At 60.5% G+C, this 15,852-nt stretch carries 15 protein-coding genes; 6 read left to right on the forward strand and 9 right to left on the reverse strand.

The window, feature by feature from the left end; all coding sequences use genetic code 11:
* The first annotated feature begins 26 nt into the window (after positions 1–26).
* Complete coding sequence (gene msrA, locus ACYQ12_RS09860) at positions 27–662, forward strand: peptide-methionine (S)-S-oxide reductase MsrA (protein ID WP_459870865.1); 636 nt, start codon at positions 27–29, stop codon at positions 660–662.
* An 11-nt stretch (positions 663–673) separates the two neighbouring features.
* Here msrA and ACYQ12_RS09865 read toward each other — a convergent pair whose 3' ends face one another.
* The 8 genes from ACYQ12_RS09865 to ACYQ12_RS09900 all read right to left on the reverse strand — a co-directional run bounded on the left by ACYQ12_RS09865 (position 674) and on the right by ACYQ12_RS09900 (position 9,991).
* Positions 674–1,699, reverse strand: a complete 1,026-nt coding sequence (locus tag ACYQ12_RS09865; RefSeq protein WP_459870867.1) for a hydrolase — start codon at positions 1,697–1,699, stop codon at positions 674–676.
* 92 nt (positions 1,700–1,791) lie between these two features.
* The gene (gene pepQ / locus ACYQ12_RS09870) at positions 1,792–3,114 is read right to left on the reverse strand and encodes a Xaa-Pro dipeptidase (RefSeq protein WP_459870870.1); all 1,323 of its coding nucleotides are present in this window, start codon (positions 3,112–3,114) and stop codon (positions 1,792–1,794) included.
* Entirely contained in the window at positions 3,092–4,021 is a 930-nt protein-coding gene (locus ACYQ12_RS09875; protein WP_459870873.1) for a LysR family transcriptional regulator, read from the reverse strand. Before ACYQ12_RS09875 ends, pepQ begins: the two co-directional genes overlap by 23 nt.
* Positions 4,022–4,189: 168 nt before the next feature.
* Positions 4,190–5,269: an ABC transporter ATP-binding protein gene (locus tag ACYQ12_RS09880; RefSeq protein WP_459870876.1), complete on the reverse strand. Its 1,080-nt coding sequence runs from the start codon at positions 5,267–5,269 to the stop codon at positions 4,190–4,192.
* Positions 5,266–6,270 (reverse strand): ABC transporter ATP-binding protein, encoded by a 1,005-nt coding sequence (locus tag ACYQ12_RS09885; protein ID WP_459870879.1) that lies wholly within the window; start codon positions 6,268–6,270, stop codon positions 5,266–5,268. Before ACYQ12_RS09885 ends, ACYQ12_RS09880 begins: the two co-directional genes overlap by 4 nt.
* Before the next feature lie 5 nt (positions 6,271–6,275).
* On the reverse strand, positions 6,276–7,217 hold the full coding sequence (locus ACYQ12_RS09890; RefSeq protein WP_459870881.1) for an ABC transporter permease: 942 nt from the start codon (positions 7,215–7,217) through the stop codon (positions 6,276–6,278).
* Positions 7,214–8,263: an ABC transporter permease gene (locus ACYQ12_RS09895; protein WP_459870884.1), complete on the reverse strand. Its 1,050-nt coding sequence runs from the start codon at positions 8,261–8,263 to the stop codon at positions 7,214–7,216. Before ACYQ12_RS09895 ends, ACYQ12_RS09890 begins: the two co-directional genes overlap by 4 nt.
* A gap of 144 nt (positions 8,264–8,407) precedes the next feature.
* A complete protein-coding gene (locus tag ACYQ12_RS09900) occupies positions 8,408–9,991 on the reverse strand; it encodes an ABC transporter substrate-binding protein (protein WP_459870887.1) in 1,584 nt (527 codons plus the stop codon).
* A gap of 224 nt (positions 9,992–10,215) precedes the next feature.
* Between ACYQ12_RS09900 and ACYQ12_RS09905 the strand changes: the two genes are divergently transcribed.
* Entirely contained in the window at positions 10,216–10,716 is a 501-nt protein-coding gene (locus ACYQ12_RS09905) for a c-type cytochrome (RefSeq protein ID WP_459870889.1), read from the forward strand.
* A 35-nt stretch (positions 10,717–10,751) separates the two neighbouring features.
* Here the strand turns inward: ACYQ12_RS09905 and can are convergent, their stop codons facing one another.
* A complete protein-coding gene (gene can, locus ACYQ12_RS09910; protein ID WP_459870892.1) occupies positions 10,752–11,402 on the reverse strand; it encodes a carbonate dehydratase in 651 nt (216 codons plus the stop codon).
* A gap of 141 nt (positions 11,403–11,543) precedes the next feature.
* On the opposite strand from can, the gene gorA reads away from it, so the two are divergent.
* The 4 genes from gorA to ACYQ12_RS09930 all read left to right on the forward strand — a co-directional run bounded on the left by gorA (position 11,544) and on the right by ACYQ12_RS09930 (position 15,553).
* The gene (gorA, locus tag ACYQ12_RS09915; protein ID WP_459870895.1) at positions 11,544–12,905 is read left to right on the forward strand and encodes a glutathione-disulfide reductase; all 1,362 of its coding nucleotides are present in this window, start codon (positions 11,544–11,546) and stop codon (positions 12,903–12,905) included.
* A 256-nt stretch (positions 12,906–13,161) separates the two neighbouring features.
* Positions 13,162–13,740: a diaminobutyrate acetyltransferase gene (ectA, locus tag ACYQ12_RS09920; RefSeq protein WP_459870898.1), complete on the forward strand. Its 579-nt coding sequence runs from the start codon at positions 13,162–13,164 to the stop codon at positions 13,738–13,740.
* Between the two features lie 32 nt (positions 13,741–13,772).
* Positions 13,773–15,038 (forward strand): diaminobutyrate--2-oxoglutarate transaminase, encoded by a 1,266-nt coding sequence (gene ectB, locus ACYQ12_RS09925; RefSeq protein ID WP_459874499.1) that lies wholly within the window; start codon positions 13,773–13,775, stop codon positions 15,036–15,038.
* Positions 15,039–15,157: 119 nt separating this feature from the next.
* On the forward strand, positions 15,158–15,553 hold the full coding sequence (locus tag ACYQ12_RS09930; protein WP_459870901.1) for an ectoine synthase: 396 nt from the start codon (positions 15,158–15,160) through the stop codon (positions 15,551–15,553).
* The last annotated feature ends 299 nt before the right edge of the window (positions 15,554–15,852 follow it).

The raw sequence follows: 15,852 nt of genomic DNA on the forward strand, positions 1-15,852 counted from the left end.
CATCCATCAGAGCGAGGCGTTTCTCCATGTGGACATTGAACAAGACCCGTCTTCCCACCGCCGAGGAGGCGTTACCGGGTCGCGATACGCCCATCCGCATCAGTGGCGAACATCACGTGACAGGGCGCTCGATGATACCGCCCTATCCCGAGGGCAGCGAGACCATCGTTCTGGGACTGGGCTGTTTCTGGGGCGCCGAGCGCCTTTTCTGGCAGTTGCCCGGGGTTCATGTCACGGCCGTGGGCTATGCCGGGGGGATTACACCCAACCCCACCTACGAAGAGACCTGCACCGGCAAGACCGGCCATGCGGAGGTCGTCAAGGTGGTCTTCGACCCCACGGTCATCGGCCTGCCCGAGTTGTTGCGCGTCTTCTGGGAAGCGCACGACCCGACCCAGGGCATGCGTCAGGGCAACGACATCGGCAGCCAGTATCGCTCGGCGATCTACACCACGCGGGATGAACAATTGCCCCTGGTCGAGAAGAGCCGCGACGAGTATCAGCAGGCGTTACAGGCGTCCAGGCTCGGTGCCGTTACCACCGAGATCGCTCCGCTCGATTCGTTCTATTACGCCGAGGAGTATCATCAGCAATACCTGGCCAAGAACCCCGGCGGTTATTGCGGCCTGAAAGGGACCGGAGTGAGCTGCCCCATCGTCTGAGCGCAGCGGAATCAGCAATTGCGCCCGGCGGTGGCTCGTGCCCGCCGGGTCATGGTCGTCCAGTCCTGCAGTTGCGCCTCCACCCGGCGACACAACCATGGCACTAGTCTGCCCCGGTGCATCTCCATGAATCCGACGTGGCCCCCCTGAGGGGCGATCTCGATGCGCACCGCATCCGATGGCGCAGGCAGCCGGGTCAGCATGTCCACCGGCATGAAGGGGTCGTCTGCAGCCTGCAGAATCAGGGTGGGCAGTTCGATTTCACCCAGGTATCGTCCTGCCGAGGCCCGCTGGTAGTAGTCGCTGGCCGAGGTGAATCCATGTAGCGGCGCCGTCACCTCGTTGTCGTAGGCCCAGAAGGTGTCGAGCTCCTTGATCTGTTCAGGTGAGAGACGAATGGGCAAGGGGCCACTGGCCAACTTCAGGGCAATCTTGCGTTTGAGACATTTGAGCAAGTGCCGCTGGTAGAGGCGCGAGAAGCCCCGGTTGAGGGCATCGGCACTGGCCGCGAGATCGAGCGGGGCGCTGATGGCGATCGCCCCGGCCAGATCGAGCCCGTCACCGCCCTGTTCCGCCACCAGTTTGATCAGCATGTTGCCACCCAGTGAAACGCCGGCAGCCACTTTCATTGCCTGGGGATAGCGTGCGCCGAGTTGGCCGATCACCCAGTAAGCGTCGGCCGTATCACCGGAATGGTAAGCCCGCGGCAAGCGGTTGGGTGTCTTGCCGCACCCCCTGAAGTGCATCATCACGGCCCGCCAGCCGAGCCGCGAGGCCATGAACAGCAGCTCGCGAGCATAGGGGGAGTCGAAGGAGCCTTCCAGGCCATGAAAGAGCAGGAAGATGGGTGCGTCGGGGGCAACGGGAGCCGGACGCACCCAGACCAGTTCGACGAAATCGCCATCGGGCAGATCGAGAATCTCGCTATCCCGTTCAAGCGGCCGTCGTGGCATCAACCTCGGCAGCAGCGTCTGTACATGGCAGTTGCCCAGCCCCCGCGGCGCTCGAAAATCAGCGGCAACGATCGTGCGTGACATGGCGATATTCCCGGTCTGCTAGCTTCAGCTTATCCATTCCCCGAGTTCCGGCAAGCGCAAGCGAGCGTGGCAATCCAGCTCGACGAAGTCGTTCAGCGGCGGGTCAGGTTGCGTGAACCTTCGGCCGTGATGGCAATATTGTCCTCTATGCGAATCCCGCCGTGAGCGCGCAGCCCATCGACTCTTGCCCAGTCGATATCACGACCTGTCTGACCCTGTCTGAGGGGCTCGAGCAGCATGTCGATGAAATAGAGCCCGGGCTCCACGGTGACGACCATGCCCGTCTTCAGCGGTCTCGTCAGACGCAGGGCCGGATGCTCGGCGGGGGCGGGCAGCGTTTCGCCGCTGGCGCTCTTTTGCCGTCCGGCCACGTCATGCACCTGGATACCCAGCAAATGTCCCAGGCCATGCGGACAGAATGCCCGCGTGATGCCCCGGGCAAGCGCGGCATCGACACTGCAGTTGATCAAGCCTTCGCGTTTCAGCAGAGCAGCCAGGTGGCGGTGCGTCGAGAGATGCAATTCGACGTAGCTGACCCCTGGATGCATCTCTTCGATCAGCGCCTGCTGCAAGGTTTCAACGCCTTCCACCAAGGCCCTGAAAGTGTCGTGCGCCTCGTCACCGGCCCAGGTGCGGGTAATGTCGGCGGCGTATCCGGCCACCCGGCATCCGGCATCCACCAGCAGCGAATGGCGTCGTGCGGCAGGTGTCCGGTCATAATGCTGATAATGCAGCACCCCGGCATGAGTGTTGACGCCGACGATGTTCTGGTAGGGCACATGAGATTCGCGCTGCCGGCTGGCCATGAGATAGGCAAGCTGGATGTCGAGTTCGGCGTCGCCTGCGAAAAAGCTGTCGCGAGCGGCCATATGGCCTCGCAGCGCGAGGCGGTTGGCCTCTTCGATGCAGGCGATTTCGTAGTCGCTCTTGCAGACACGTAGCTCATCCAGGGCCGCGACGAGCGCGGCAGGATTGGCCTCGGCGCCAAGCGCCTGAGCCTGGATTGGCGTGACGTCCCCCAGCACCGCCAGCCTGCCCGGCAGTCGCTCGGTAAAGCGTGGTTCGCGCAGTGCCTCGATGGTAAAGCGTTCGGCAGTGACACCGCCAGGGAGGGCAGGGCTGAGATGCCAGAAATCCTCGGGCGCGTAGAACCACAAGCACGGAGGATGGCCGGGACGAATCAAGAGCCAGCTGTGCTCGATGTCCGCAGCCGACAACCAATGGACGAAATGGCCGTAACTGACGAAGGAAGCTTGCTGATCATCGGCGAAATGATAGTGGGGATGACCGCTGTAGAGCCATACGCCGTCATACCCCTGCTCGTCGAGGACACGGGCATAATCACGCTCCAGCCTGTCGAGGTGGGCGTGGTGAAGCGATTTCAGCCGATCATCAGTCATGGCGTCGTCCATCATGCAGTGTCTCCCGTAAATGTTTCCATAGATCGTCGAGGCCGGGGTGGCGAGAATTCTCATGCGCATAGAGCCGCAAGTGCAAAGGAACGTCCCAGCGCTGATCGCCGGCACGTACCAGCTCGCCGGAATCCAGGCCCTGTCGCGCTGCCCGCCAGGGCAGCCAGCCCATGCCGTAGCCCTGCGCCACCAGCTCCTTGATATTGGCCGTCTGGATATTCTCGTTGAGAGGCATGAGATATGCCTGCTGCGAGGAGCGCTGCAGATGCGCCTCGAGCGCCGCGGCCATCAGGCTACGGGGGTGAAAGGCGATGAGCGGCAGCGGCATTCGCCGCTTGCCGGGTAGGGCGAAGCGAGGCTTTCCCTGTTCATCGGGGGCGCTGACCGGAATCAGCCGCTCCTCGCCGATGGTCAGGTAACGCAGCCCCTGCCAGTCGCTCTCCAGGTCGAACCGTCCTTGTGGCCAGTAGCACAGCGCCATGTCGCATTCGCCTCGCTCCAGCGCCTGAAAATAGTCGGCCAGTAGCCAACTGGTCGCACGCAGGTAGGGAATGAGGCGCTGTCGCAGACCGTGGGCGTCCAGCCACTGGGGCAGGAAATACGATACCAGACTCTGCGGCGCGGCCAGCGAGATACGGCTTGCATCCACCGAGGCAATGCTCTGCAGACGCTCATGCGTCAGCCGAACCCGCTCGGTGACCTGTTCGCAAAGCAGCAGAAACTCCTCGCCGGCCGGCGTCAGGCTCAGCGGAAGCGTCTGCCGATTGATCAGCGTCGTGCCCATCTCTTCTTCGAGCAGGCGAATGCGTCGCGAGAACGTCGGCTGGGTGACGTTCTGTTCATCGGCGGCACGCGAGAAGTGACGCGTCTTGGCCAGGGCAATGAAATCTTCCAGCCAGCGGATTTCCATCTTAGAGTCTCGTGGCGAACAGAATTGCCGAAGCAACGGGCAACGATAAGTCGGCGAGCGCAAGCCAGGCGGTAGCATGCTGCCCTCGTTGCGTGCGGCGCTTCCATTATGTGATACCGCTGCCCGTCCGTCCGTCACGGGCAGGCAGCGAACGGGCCGTCCCGGCGATCAGATACGGCCTTCTTCCACCGCATGGCAGGCCACAAGATTATCACCGTCGGTTGCGAACAGGTGCGGCACCTCCTGACGACAACGAGCGTTGGCGTGCGGACAGCGTCCGTGGAAGACGCACCCCGAGGGCAGGTGAACCGGCGTCGGCACCTCGCCCGACAGGCGCACGAAATCCGGCCGGTCATCCTCGAGACGCGGAATGGCCGACAGCAGGGCCTGCGTGTAGGGGTGACGGGGCGTGGCAAACAGGCTGCGGGTATCCGCCAACTCGCAGACCGTCCCCAGATACATGACCGCGACGCGAGTCCCGAAGTGTTCGACCACCGCAAGATCATGGGTAATGAACAGGTAGGTCAGGTTGCGCTGCGTCTGGGCATCCATCAGCAGATTGAGCACCTGCGCCTGAATCGAGACATCCAGCGCCGAGATCGGCTCGTCGGCGACGATGAATTCCGGGTCGACGGCCAGCGCCCGGGCAATGGCGATGCGCTGACGCTGGCCGCCGGAAAACTCATGGCCGAAGCGCGCCCCCCAGTCGGGGTCGATGCCGACCGATTCCATGACCTCGGCGACCTTGCTACGTATCTGGTCCTGGGTCCAGTCGGGATGGTGGAAACGCAGCGGCTCCTCCAGCGTCTGTTGAATCGTCATGCGCGGATTGAGCGAGGCATAAGGATTCTGGAAGATCATTTGCATGCGTCGGCGGTACGGCAGCAACTGGCGCGGGCTGAGGTGATCGATGCGTTCGCCGTCGTAGCGGATCTCACCGGCACTGGGCGTCAACAGGCCCATGACGGTACGCGCTACCGTCGATTTGCCGCAACCGGACTCTCCGACCACGCATAGCGCCTCGCCACGCTTGACCTCGAGATTCACGCCGTTGATGGCGTGCACGGCCTCCTTGCGCCGGACCAGCCGCCCGCGCTCGAAGCGCAGCTGCTCGAGTAACCCTTCCGTCAGCGGGAAACGCTTCTCTAGCCCATGGATCTCGACCAGAGGACGTGCCGTGGTCGTCTCCGAGAGAGGCGTGCTGTCGACTGCAGGAGCGTCGCTGGCAGGAGATTGAGCGGTCATCATGGCGTTTCCCTCTCGTGGAGCATATCCCGCACCATGTGGCAGGCGACTCGACAGTTACCGGCGACGACGAATTCCGGCACGGTCTCCTCGCAGTCCCGTCGCGCATTGTCCTGGGTATCGAGACGATACTGGCAACGCGGATGGAAGGCGCAGCCGCTGGGAATGCGCGACAGCGAAGGCATGGCGCCGGGAATCTGGTTGAGCCGCTGCCCCGGTGTGGCCATCTGCGGCAGGGCATTGATCAGCCCTTGGGTATAGGGGTGCTGGGCATCGTTGATGATCTCCCGGGTCGGCCCCTGTTCGATGATGCGCCCGGCATACATGACCAGCGTGCGCTGCGTCACCTGACTGACCACGCCCAGATCGTGGGTGATCAGGATCAGACCGACATTGTGCTGCTCGCACAACTCGAGCAGCAGCGCCATGATCTCGGCCTGGATGGTGACATCCAGCGCCGTGGTCGGCTCGTCGGCGATGATGATGTCCGGATCGAGCAGCAGAGCAATGGCGATGATGATGCGCTGACGCATCCCGCCGGAAAGTTCATGAGGGTACTGATCGAGCCGCTTTTCGGGCGAGGGGATATGCACCTGCTGGAGTTTCTGCAGGGCGATGGCGCGTGCCTCGCGAGTTGAAATGCGCCGGTGAGCCTTCAGGCATTCGACCATCTGTTCACCGATCGACAGCACCGGGTTGAGCGTCATCATCGGATCCTGAAAGATCATCGACATGCGATTGCCTCGAATACGCTGCAAGGCACGCGATGATAGCTTCGTCAGGTCCTGGCCATCGAAGCGGATACTGCCTCCGGCGATGTAACCCGGCTTGGAAATCAGGTTCAGCAACGTGAAGGCAGCGACGGATTTGCCCGCGCCGGATTCGCCGACGATGCCGAGGCGCTCGCCGCGGTCCAGGGTGAAACTGACATCGCGAAGCGCGCGAACCTCACCCTGGCGAAGGGCGAAGCGCACGTCGAGATTGGAGACTTCGAGTAATGCCATGTGCATCAGCCCTTGTAGAGTCGGGGGTTCATGACGTCGCGCAGCCAATCACCGAGCAGGTTGATGACCAGCACCAGCACGACCAGCACGGCGCCGGGCAGCAGGGTGATCCACCAGGATCCCGACTGGATGTAGTCGAACCCGGACTTGATCAGTGAACCCAGCGATGGGTGGGTTTCGGGCATGCCCAGACCGAGAAAGGACAGCGCCGCCTCCGAGATGATGGCGTTGGCGATCTGTACCGTGGAAATGACGAAGATCGGCGACAGGGTATTCGGCAGGATATGGCGAAACATGATCCGCTTGGCGCGAAAGCCCATCACCCGGGCGGCATCGACATACTCCTTGCTGCGTTCGGCCAGCACCGAGGCGCGTACGGTACGGGCGTACTGGGGCCATTCGGCGAGCCCGATGATCAGCACCAGGATCGGCACGGCATATTCGCTATAGGTGGCACCGCCGAAGGTGGCCTTGATCACCGCGCCGACGATGATCGCCACCATCAGCGTGGAGAACGACAGTTGGATATCGGCCAGTCGCATCAGGAAGGTATCCACACGCCCGCCCAGATAGCCTGCCAACAGGCCGAAGGTGACACCGATCAATGCCTGAAGGATCACCGCGCCGAAACCGATGATCAACGATACCCGCGCCCCGTAGAGAATGGTGGAGAGCATGTCGCGCCCCTGGGCATCGGTACCCAGCGGATACATGGGATCGCTGCCGTCGACCCAGAACGGCGGAAGCTCGGAACTGAGAATGTCGATCTGCGTCAGGTCGTAGGGATTCATCGGCGCCAGCCAGGGTGCCAGAAACGCCGCGAGAACCAGGGCGACGAACACCACCAGACACAGCTGGGCAATGATGTCCCGCTTGAAGCTGTAGAACAGGTAGGAGTTGCGTAGCCGCGTCCAGCGTGACGGTGTCGTCTGTAGGGTCGTGTTCATGCAGGCTTCCCGGTCAGCTTGACGGTGGGATTGACCAGGCCGTAGATCAGATCCACCAGAGTGTTGGTGATCACGAAGATCAGCCCGACCACCATCAGATAGGTGACGATGAGCGGAATGTCGGAGCGGTTGATGGCATTGAGGAACATCAGCCCCATTCCCGGCCACTGAAATACCGTCTCGGTGAGAATGGTGTAGGCCACCATGGTGCCGATCTGCACGCCACCGACGGTGATGACCGGCAGCATGGTGTTCTTCAATGCATGCAGGAAATAGATACGGCGCATGGAGATGCCCTTGGCCCGGGCGAACTTGATGTACTCGGACTGCATGACTTCGAGCATCTCGGCGCGGATCAGGCGAATGAACAGCGGCAGCATGATCGAGGCCAGCGAGACAGCTGGCAGAACCAGGTACTTTAAGCCATCGAGCGAGGCGAAATTGGTGTACCAGGTACCGAAGACGTGGGTGAGGTCGTTGCCTCGGCCGTAGGCCGGCATGCCGCCTTCGGTAGACAGCAGGCCGTTGAGCCAGGCGCCCCAGCCGGTGTCCTCGGGGAAGGGCGTGAAGCTGACCCCGACGGCGAAGATCTGGATCAGCACGATTGCGGTGAGGAACACCGGGATCGAGATACCGACGATGGAGACGCCCATGAAGAAACGTGACAGGGGCGAGCGCGGCTTTATGGCGCTGTACACCCCGATGGGGGCCGACAGCAGCATGATGATCAGGGTGGCCGCAGCGACCAGTTCCAATGTGGCCGGCAGGTGGCGGAGAATCACTTGCGTGGTCGGTTCGTTGAAGAAGTAGGAGTAACCGAAGTCACCCTGTACGGCGTTCTTGGCGAAACGCAGATACTGGACGAGGAAAGGGTCGTTGAGCCCGAGCTGCTCGCGCAGTTCCGCCCGTTCGCTTTCCGGAACCGACTGGCCAACCATCTGGTGAATGGGGTCGCCGAGATTGCTCTGTATGGAGAAGCCGATGATGCTGATGACGAGCATCACCAGGATGGCGTGCGACAGCCGCCGGATCAGAAAGGCAATCATGGATTGCGTGTCCTGTCTGCAGACGAAAAGGACGCGGACGTTACGAGCGTCCGCGTCTTTTCCGAGCTTGGATGAGTTAAGCCACTGGCAGGAAGCCACCGCCCGCCATGCCAATGAACGGAGCCGGGCAAGTGGCGATGAAGATCACTCCTCGACGACGAGGTCCCCCAGGTAGGGGAAGTTCATCACGTTGAGTACCGGCTCGATCTGGATACCCTTGCGGGCCGCCCAGGCAAGATCCTGCCAATGCAGCGGCATGAAGGCGGCATCGTCATACAGGGCCTTTTCCACGGCCTGCAGCAGCTCGGCCCGCTGCTCACGGTCGATCATGGTATTGGCCTCGTCCACCATGGCATCGACTTCCGGATTGCAGTAGTTGGCCGAGTTGTACTGGCCGGCGCCGGTCTCCGGATTCGGGCACTCGGTCAGGTACTCGAAGAAGTTTGCCGAGTCCTCGGTGTCTGAGTGCCAGCCGATCATCATCATGTCGGCAGCACGGTCATCGAACTCATCCCAGTACTGCGCAAGAGGCAGCGTCTTGAGGTCCACCTTGACATTGATGCGAGAGAGCATCGCGGCAACGGCCTGAGCGATCTGGGCATCGTTCACGTAGCGATTGTTGGGCGCCATCATGGTGATGCTGAAACCGTCGGCGTAACCGGCTTCCTCCATCAACTGCTTGGCCTTCTCCAGATCGTAGCGCGGCGTCAGCTCCGGATTATGGCCGGAGTAGCCTTCAGGAGACAGCTGGGCAGCGGGAGTGGCGAAGCCCTTCATCAACCGGTCGGCGATGCCTTCCTGATTGACGGCGTAGTTGAACGCCAGGCGCACGCGAGGATCCTTGAACGCCTCGACCCGATTCTGGTTGAGCTGGAAGGTGATGATGCGAGTCCCCGACATGGTGACGAGGTCGGCGTTCTTGTCGGCGCGCACACGATCGAGATCATTGGGCGGCACCGGAGCGATGAAGTCGACATCGCCGGAGAGCAGGGCGGCGACGCGTGTCGCGTTCTCGCTGATCGGCGTCAGGACAATGTGGTCGACGTTTCCTGGCGACTGGGTATCCCAGTAATCGTCGAAGCGCTCGAATTCGACCTTCACGCCTTGCTGACGGCTGGTGACGGTATAGGGGCCGGTCCCTGAAGTGTTGCGCGAGGCAAAGGAATTGCCGCTCTTGACGATCTCGCTCTTGTCCTTGCCGTCCGCGGTCGTGCCGGAATAGAACTCGCTGTCCATGGGGAAGATATAGGTCGCGAGATTGAGCAGCAGCGGATAGGGCTTCTGAGTCTTGATTTCTACCGTATGCGCGTCGATCGCCTCGGCACTCTCGATGGGCTCGAAGATGGCCTTGTAGTCCGGGCTGCGCTTCAGACGCTCGATGGTCCAGACCACGTCCTTGGCGGTGAAATCGTTGCCGGAGTGGAACTTGACGCCGTCACGCAACGTGAAACGCATGGTGGTGTCATCGATCCGCTCCCAGTCGGTCGCCAGGCGCGGCTCGAAGTCGAAGTCCTTGGTCCAGCGTACCAGCGGATCATGGGTCAGGTGGGACAGTTGGAGCATGCCCCCCGAAAGCTGCTCATGAATATCCAGGGATACCGGATCCGCGTCATATGCCACGCGCAGGGTGATATCGCCATCGGGACTTGCGGTTTGTGCCATGCCTGCCAGCGGAAGGCTGAACGCCGCACCGACCAGAGTGGCCAGCAAAGTCTTCTTGAATGTCATGTAAAAGCCCATGGTAATGTTGTTATGCGGCTGTATAGCCGTTAACACAACATAAAGAAGGGCGTCGCCCGGCGACAATCGAAATTGTCACTGACCTCATGCATGGACTGAATAACGCAAGCCGGGCGAAACTTCGAAATGCTTCGATCAGAACTTTTCCTGCAAGATATATAACAGCGTGACTCTGCGTTCCGCTGCCTCAATCCTATTGACCAAGGATATCCATGATGACGTTACTGCGTTTGCTGCCCCTGATGCTGATACCGGCCCTTCTGACGGCCACGCCCCTGGTGCGAGCCGCTGACACCGAGACGATGCCTGACGAAACCTCTACTGAGACCTGGGACACGCCAGAGCAGGCCATCGAGTGGCGACGCGAAGAGTTCAAGGCCATTGAACGCGCTCTCAAAAAGCTGCGCTTCTCTCTAGTGGTGCATACCGATCCACAAGCGGCGCGCGAACCTCTGGCCCTGTTGAAGGAGAAGGCCAATGGCGAGCACATGCTGCCTGCGTTTCGCATGAAGAGCCTGGGCGGCGACTCCCAGGCGCGCCCCGAGATCTGGGAGAACTGGGAAGCTTTCGCGCAGGGATTCGATGATCTCGAGGCCCGGGTAGACGCACTGAATCAGGCGGCACAGGCTGAGGATTACGACACTGCCAGGCAGGCTCTCAGCGACGTCGCTCTGAGCTGCAAGAGTTGTCACCGGCGCTTCAAATCGCGCTGATCCTGCCGCCGGCAGGCGGCAGGACTCATGACGTTTCAGGCGTCCGGGGAGGGCACCAGGCGGTCCATGCGGTACAGCTGGGCCACCTGTTCGAGCCCCGACAGAGTGGTGTCCAGATCGGTGACCCGACCATCATTCAGGCTATACACCCAGCCATGCACCGAGAGCGGCTGCTCTCTCAGCCAGGCGCGCTGCACGATCTTGGTGCGGCTGAGGTTGGCCACCTGCGCCTTGACGTTGATTTCGCACATTCGATCGACCTGCTGCTCAAGCGGCAGATGTTCCAGCTGCGCGCGATGCTGGTTGTAGAGCTCGCGCACATTGTGCAGCCAGTAGTCGACCATGCCGTTCTCGCCCCCGGCGATGGCGGCCCTGACGCCGCCACAGCCATAGTGGCCCACGATCATGATGTGCTTCACTTTCAATACATCGACGGCAAACTGAACCACTGACAGGGCATTCATGTCATTGTGGTAGAGGATGTTGGCCACGTTGCGGTGGACGAACACCTCGCCGGGAGGCAGGTCGATGATCTGGTTGGCCGGGACGCGGCTGTCGGAACAGCCGATCCATAAATAGTCCGGATTCTGCTGCTGGGAGAGCCGAGAGAAGAAATCGGGGTCTCGTTCACTGATCGATTGCGCCCAGCGACGATTCTGTTCGAGAAGCTTGTCGATGTCGTTCATGGATTGGTCATTATCCTCTAGTCCATTGTCATGTTAGGGCTTTTACTCTGAGCCCGCGATCCGGGTCAACCTGAGACACCTCTCCCTGAAGGGACGCTGGGCTGGTATCATCGCCGATATTTTACGCATCAGGAGATCGACGTGGCGCAATACGACTTTGACCTTTTCGTCATCGGAGCCGGCTCAGGCGGAGTGCGCGCGGCCCGTACCGCAGCGGCAACCGGCACCCGCGTGGCCATCGCCGAGGATCGCTACCTTGGCGGTACCTGCGTCAATGTAGGGTGCGTCCCGAAGAAACTATATTCCTACGCCGCTCATTTCCACGAAGCATTTACCGACAGTGCCGGTTTCGGCTGGACATTGCCCGAGGCCCCGCATTTCGACTGGGCAACGCTGCGCGATAACAAGATCAAGGAGATCCAGCGACTCAATGGAATCTACGGCCGGCTGCTCGATGGCGCAAACGTAGAGTTGATCAACGGTCGCGCCACGATCGTCGATCCCCATACCGTCGAAGTCGCCGGGCAGCGCTACAGTGCCGAAAAGATCCTCGTCGCCACGGGCGGCTGGCCGTGGATTCCGGATTTCCCCGGTCACGAGCACGTGCTCGACTCCAACCGTGTCTTCGACCTCGAGACCTTTCCCAAGCGCTTCCTGGTACTCGGCGGGGGCTACATCGCCGTCGAATTCGCTAGCATCTTCAATGGTCTGGGCAGCGAGTCGCACCTGATTTATCGTGGCGAGCTGTTCCTGCGTGGCTTCGACCGCGAAGTGCGGGAATTCACCCGCAACGAAATGCAGAAGAAGGGCGTGAACCTGCATTTCGAGACCACCATCGAGCGAGTCGATCCCCAGGGCGATGCCTTGCTGGTGACGCTTACCAACGGTGAGCAAATCGAGGTCGACGCTGTACTTGGCGCGACGGGGCGGCGTCCCAATCTTGCCGGGCTGGGACTCGATTCGCTGGACGTGGAACTCAACGCCAATGGCACGATCAAGGTCAATGAGCGTTACGAAACTTCCGAGCCCAGCATCCTGGCACTGGGCGATATCATCGGAGGCCCGGAACTGACACCGGTGGCCCTGGCAGAAGCCATGCACCTGGTTCAGATCCACTATGGCGAGACCTCGCCACGTCCGCTGGATTACGAGAACATTGCCACCGCCGTGTTCTGTCATCCTAACATCGGCACGGTCGGCCTCTCCGAGGAGGAAGCCCGCGAGCGTTTCGGGGAGGTGCGCATCTACAGTGCGGACTTCCGGCCCATGAAGCACACGCTGTCCGGTAGTGAGGAGCGTTGCCTGATGAAGCTGATCGTCGATGATGCCAGCGATCGTGTCGTCGGCGCTCACATGGTGGGCGAGGAGGCGGGCGAGGTGATCCAGGGCATCGCCATCGCCGTCAGGGCCGGGCTGACCAAGGCTGACTTCGATGCCACTGTCGGCATCCATCCCACTGGGGCCGAGGAATTCGTGACCATGCGCAGCGTCACCCGTCGCTGATCGCTCATGCAGTCCAGAGGCCGCGCAACGCGGCCTTTTTCGTTTTCTGACTCTTTCCCGCTAATGGCGGGCATCACTGCGCCAGAGTGAACTAGACTGAATCCATCCAGAGCGAGTCACGTATGTGACGTTTGCCGGAGGGGCATGCTCATAATCTCTCATTATTGTTTTATAAGACCTTGATAAGTCCCCATTTGATTGCTTTATAAGCTCCTGTTATCATTGCTAGTGAATTCGCCAACTGCGAAATATAGATATGAACGCTACCACACAAGTCTTCACGCCTTCAGCCGATCTGGCCCGCCCGAGTGTTGCGGATGCCGTGGTCGGCAGTGCCGATAAGCCATTGTTCATTCGCAAGCCGACCACGGATGATGGATGGGGTATTTATGAGCTGGTGAAGTCCTGCCCCCCGTTGGACGTCAATTCAGGCTATGCCTATTTGTTGCTTGCCACCCAATTCCGGGATAGCTGCGCAGTCGCCACCAACGAGGAAGGGGAAATTGTCGGTTTCGTTTCAGGCTATGTGAAACGCAGTGCACCCGATACCTATTTCCTGTGGCAGGTGGCCGTAGGCGAAAAGGCCCGAGGCACTGGACTGGCCCGCCGTCTCGTCGAAGCGGTGTTGAGCCGTCCGGAGCTGGCTGAAGTGCGCCACCTGGAAACCACTATCACACCTGATAACCAAGCATCGTGGGGGCTGTTCAAGCGCTTGGCGGACCGCTGGCAGGCGCCGCTGAATAGCCGTGAATACTTCTCGACAGATCAACTTGGCGGAGAGCACGATCCGGAAAATCTGGTCCGGATCGGTCCTTTCGAGCCTCAACGTATCTGATTTGACACCAGGAAGGTGGAGCAAGCATGAACATGATCACTGATATTCTGGAACGGATGGAGTGCGGAGTTCGCACCTATTCTCGCTCTTTTCCTACGGTCTTCACCCAGGCCAAGGGTGCGCGCCTGTACGCCGAGGACGGCAAGGAATACATCGATTTCCTGGCCGGCGCCGGCACGCTGAACTATGGGCATAACCATCCCAAGCTCAAGGAAGCGCTGCTCGATTACATTGCCTCCGACGGCATCGTCCATGGTCTCGACATGTGGACCAAGGCCAAGCGCGACTATCTCGAGGCGCTCGAAGAGAACATTCTCAAGCCGCGCGGTCTCGACTACAAGGTCCACCTGCCGGGGCCGACCGGTACCAACGCCGTCGAAGCCGCAATCCGACTGGCACGTGTCGTCAAGGGGCGCCACAACATCGTCGCCTTTACCAACGGCTTTCACGGCGTGACCATGGGGGCACTTGCCACCACGGGCAATCGCAAGTTCCGCGAAGCCACCGGCGGCATTCCCACTCAGGGCTCCAGTTTCATGCCGTATGATGGCTATCTGGGCGAGGGCATCGATACGCTGGACTACTTCGAGAAGCTGCTGGGCGACAAGTCCGGCGGCATGGATTTTCCGGCAGCCGTCATCTTCGAAACCGTACAGGGGGAGGGAGGTATCACTCCCGCCGGTATCGAATGGATGAAACGTCTCGAGAAGATCTGTCGCGAGAACGACATTCTATTGATTGTTGATGATATCCAGGCCGGCTGCGGCCGTACCGGCAAGTTCTTCAGCTTCGAGCATGCCGGCATCACGCCAGACATCATCACCAACTCCAAGTCCCTGTCCGGCTTCGGCCTGCCGTTTGCCCACGTACTGATGCGTCCCGAACTCGACAAGTGGAAGCCCGGCCAGTACAACGGCACGTTCCGTGGCCACAGCCTGGCCATGGTCACCGCAACTGCCGCGATTCGCCACTTCTGGAGCGATGACACCTTCGAGCGCGAGGTTCAGCGCAAGGGGCAAATCGTCGAGGAGCGCTTCAAGCAGATTGCCGCCTGGATCACTGAGAAAGGGTATCCGGCCAGCGAACGCGGCCGTGGGCTGATGCGCGGTATCGATGTCGGCCGTGGCGAGATCGCCGACAAGATCACTGCGCAGGCCTTCAAGAACGGGCTGATCATCGAAACCAGTGGTCAGGACGGTCACGTGGTCAAGTGTCTATGCCCGCTGGCAATCAGCGATGAAGACCTTAACGAAGCGCTCGATATTCTCGACAAGAGCACCAAGGAAGCATTGTCTTGATCGCTGCATTGACAAGTATCGTGCTTGTCAGCCTGCCAGCTAGTCTCTAGCGTGTACGGTCGGCCCGTCAGTTACGGGCCGGCCTGTTTTGTGTTGACCTGTCAAAAAGGAAGATTGATATGATCGTGCGTAATCTTGAGGAGTGTCGCAAGACAGACCGTTTCGTCGAAGCGGAAAACGGCAACTGGGACAGCACGCGTCTGGTTCTGGCCGATGATAATGTAGGATTTTCCTTCAACATTACTCGCATTCATCCGGGCACCGAAACCCACATTCACTACAAGCATCACTTCGAGGCGGTTTTCTGCTACGAAGGCGAAGGCGAAGTGGAAACCCTGGCCGACGGCAAGATTCATCCCATCAAGGCCGGCGACATGTATCTGCTGAACCTCAATGACGAACATCTGCTGCGCGGCAAGGAAAAAGGCATGACCGTAGCCTGCGTCTTCAATCCGGCGCTGACCGGACGTGAAGTGCACCGCGAAGACGGCTCTTACGCACCGGCCGACGAATAAAACCGGCCAGCCAGACAAGCTAGCCGAGGATGCTCCGGAAGGAGCATCCTTTTTTATGCTTAGGGCCATGAGGTGCATCCATCGATGTGTGTCCATGTCATCGGATCCGACAGACAACGAAGCTGCAGCCTGTTCGTATAATAAATATTATGTTAAATCCATGGTGTCCAGCCGCACAGCTTTCGCTGACTCAGCCCTCTGCGCATGGACGTGCCGCAACCCAGCCCTTATCATCTTGTGCAGCTTAATTCCTGCCGCCCGACTCTGAGCGGACACCATTCTCATCAGGGTTGCCAAAC

The organism is Halomonas shantousis (genome assembly GCF_054654615.1).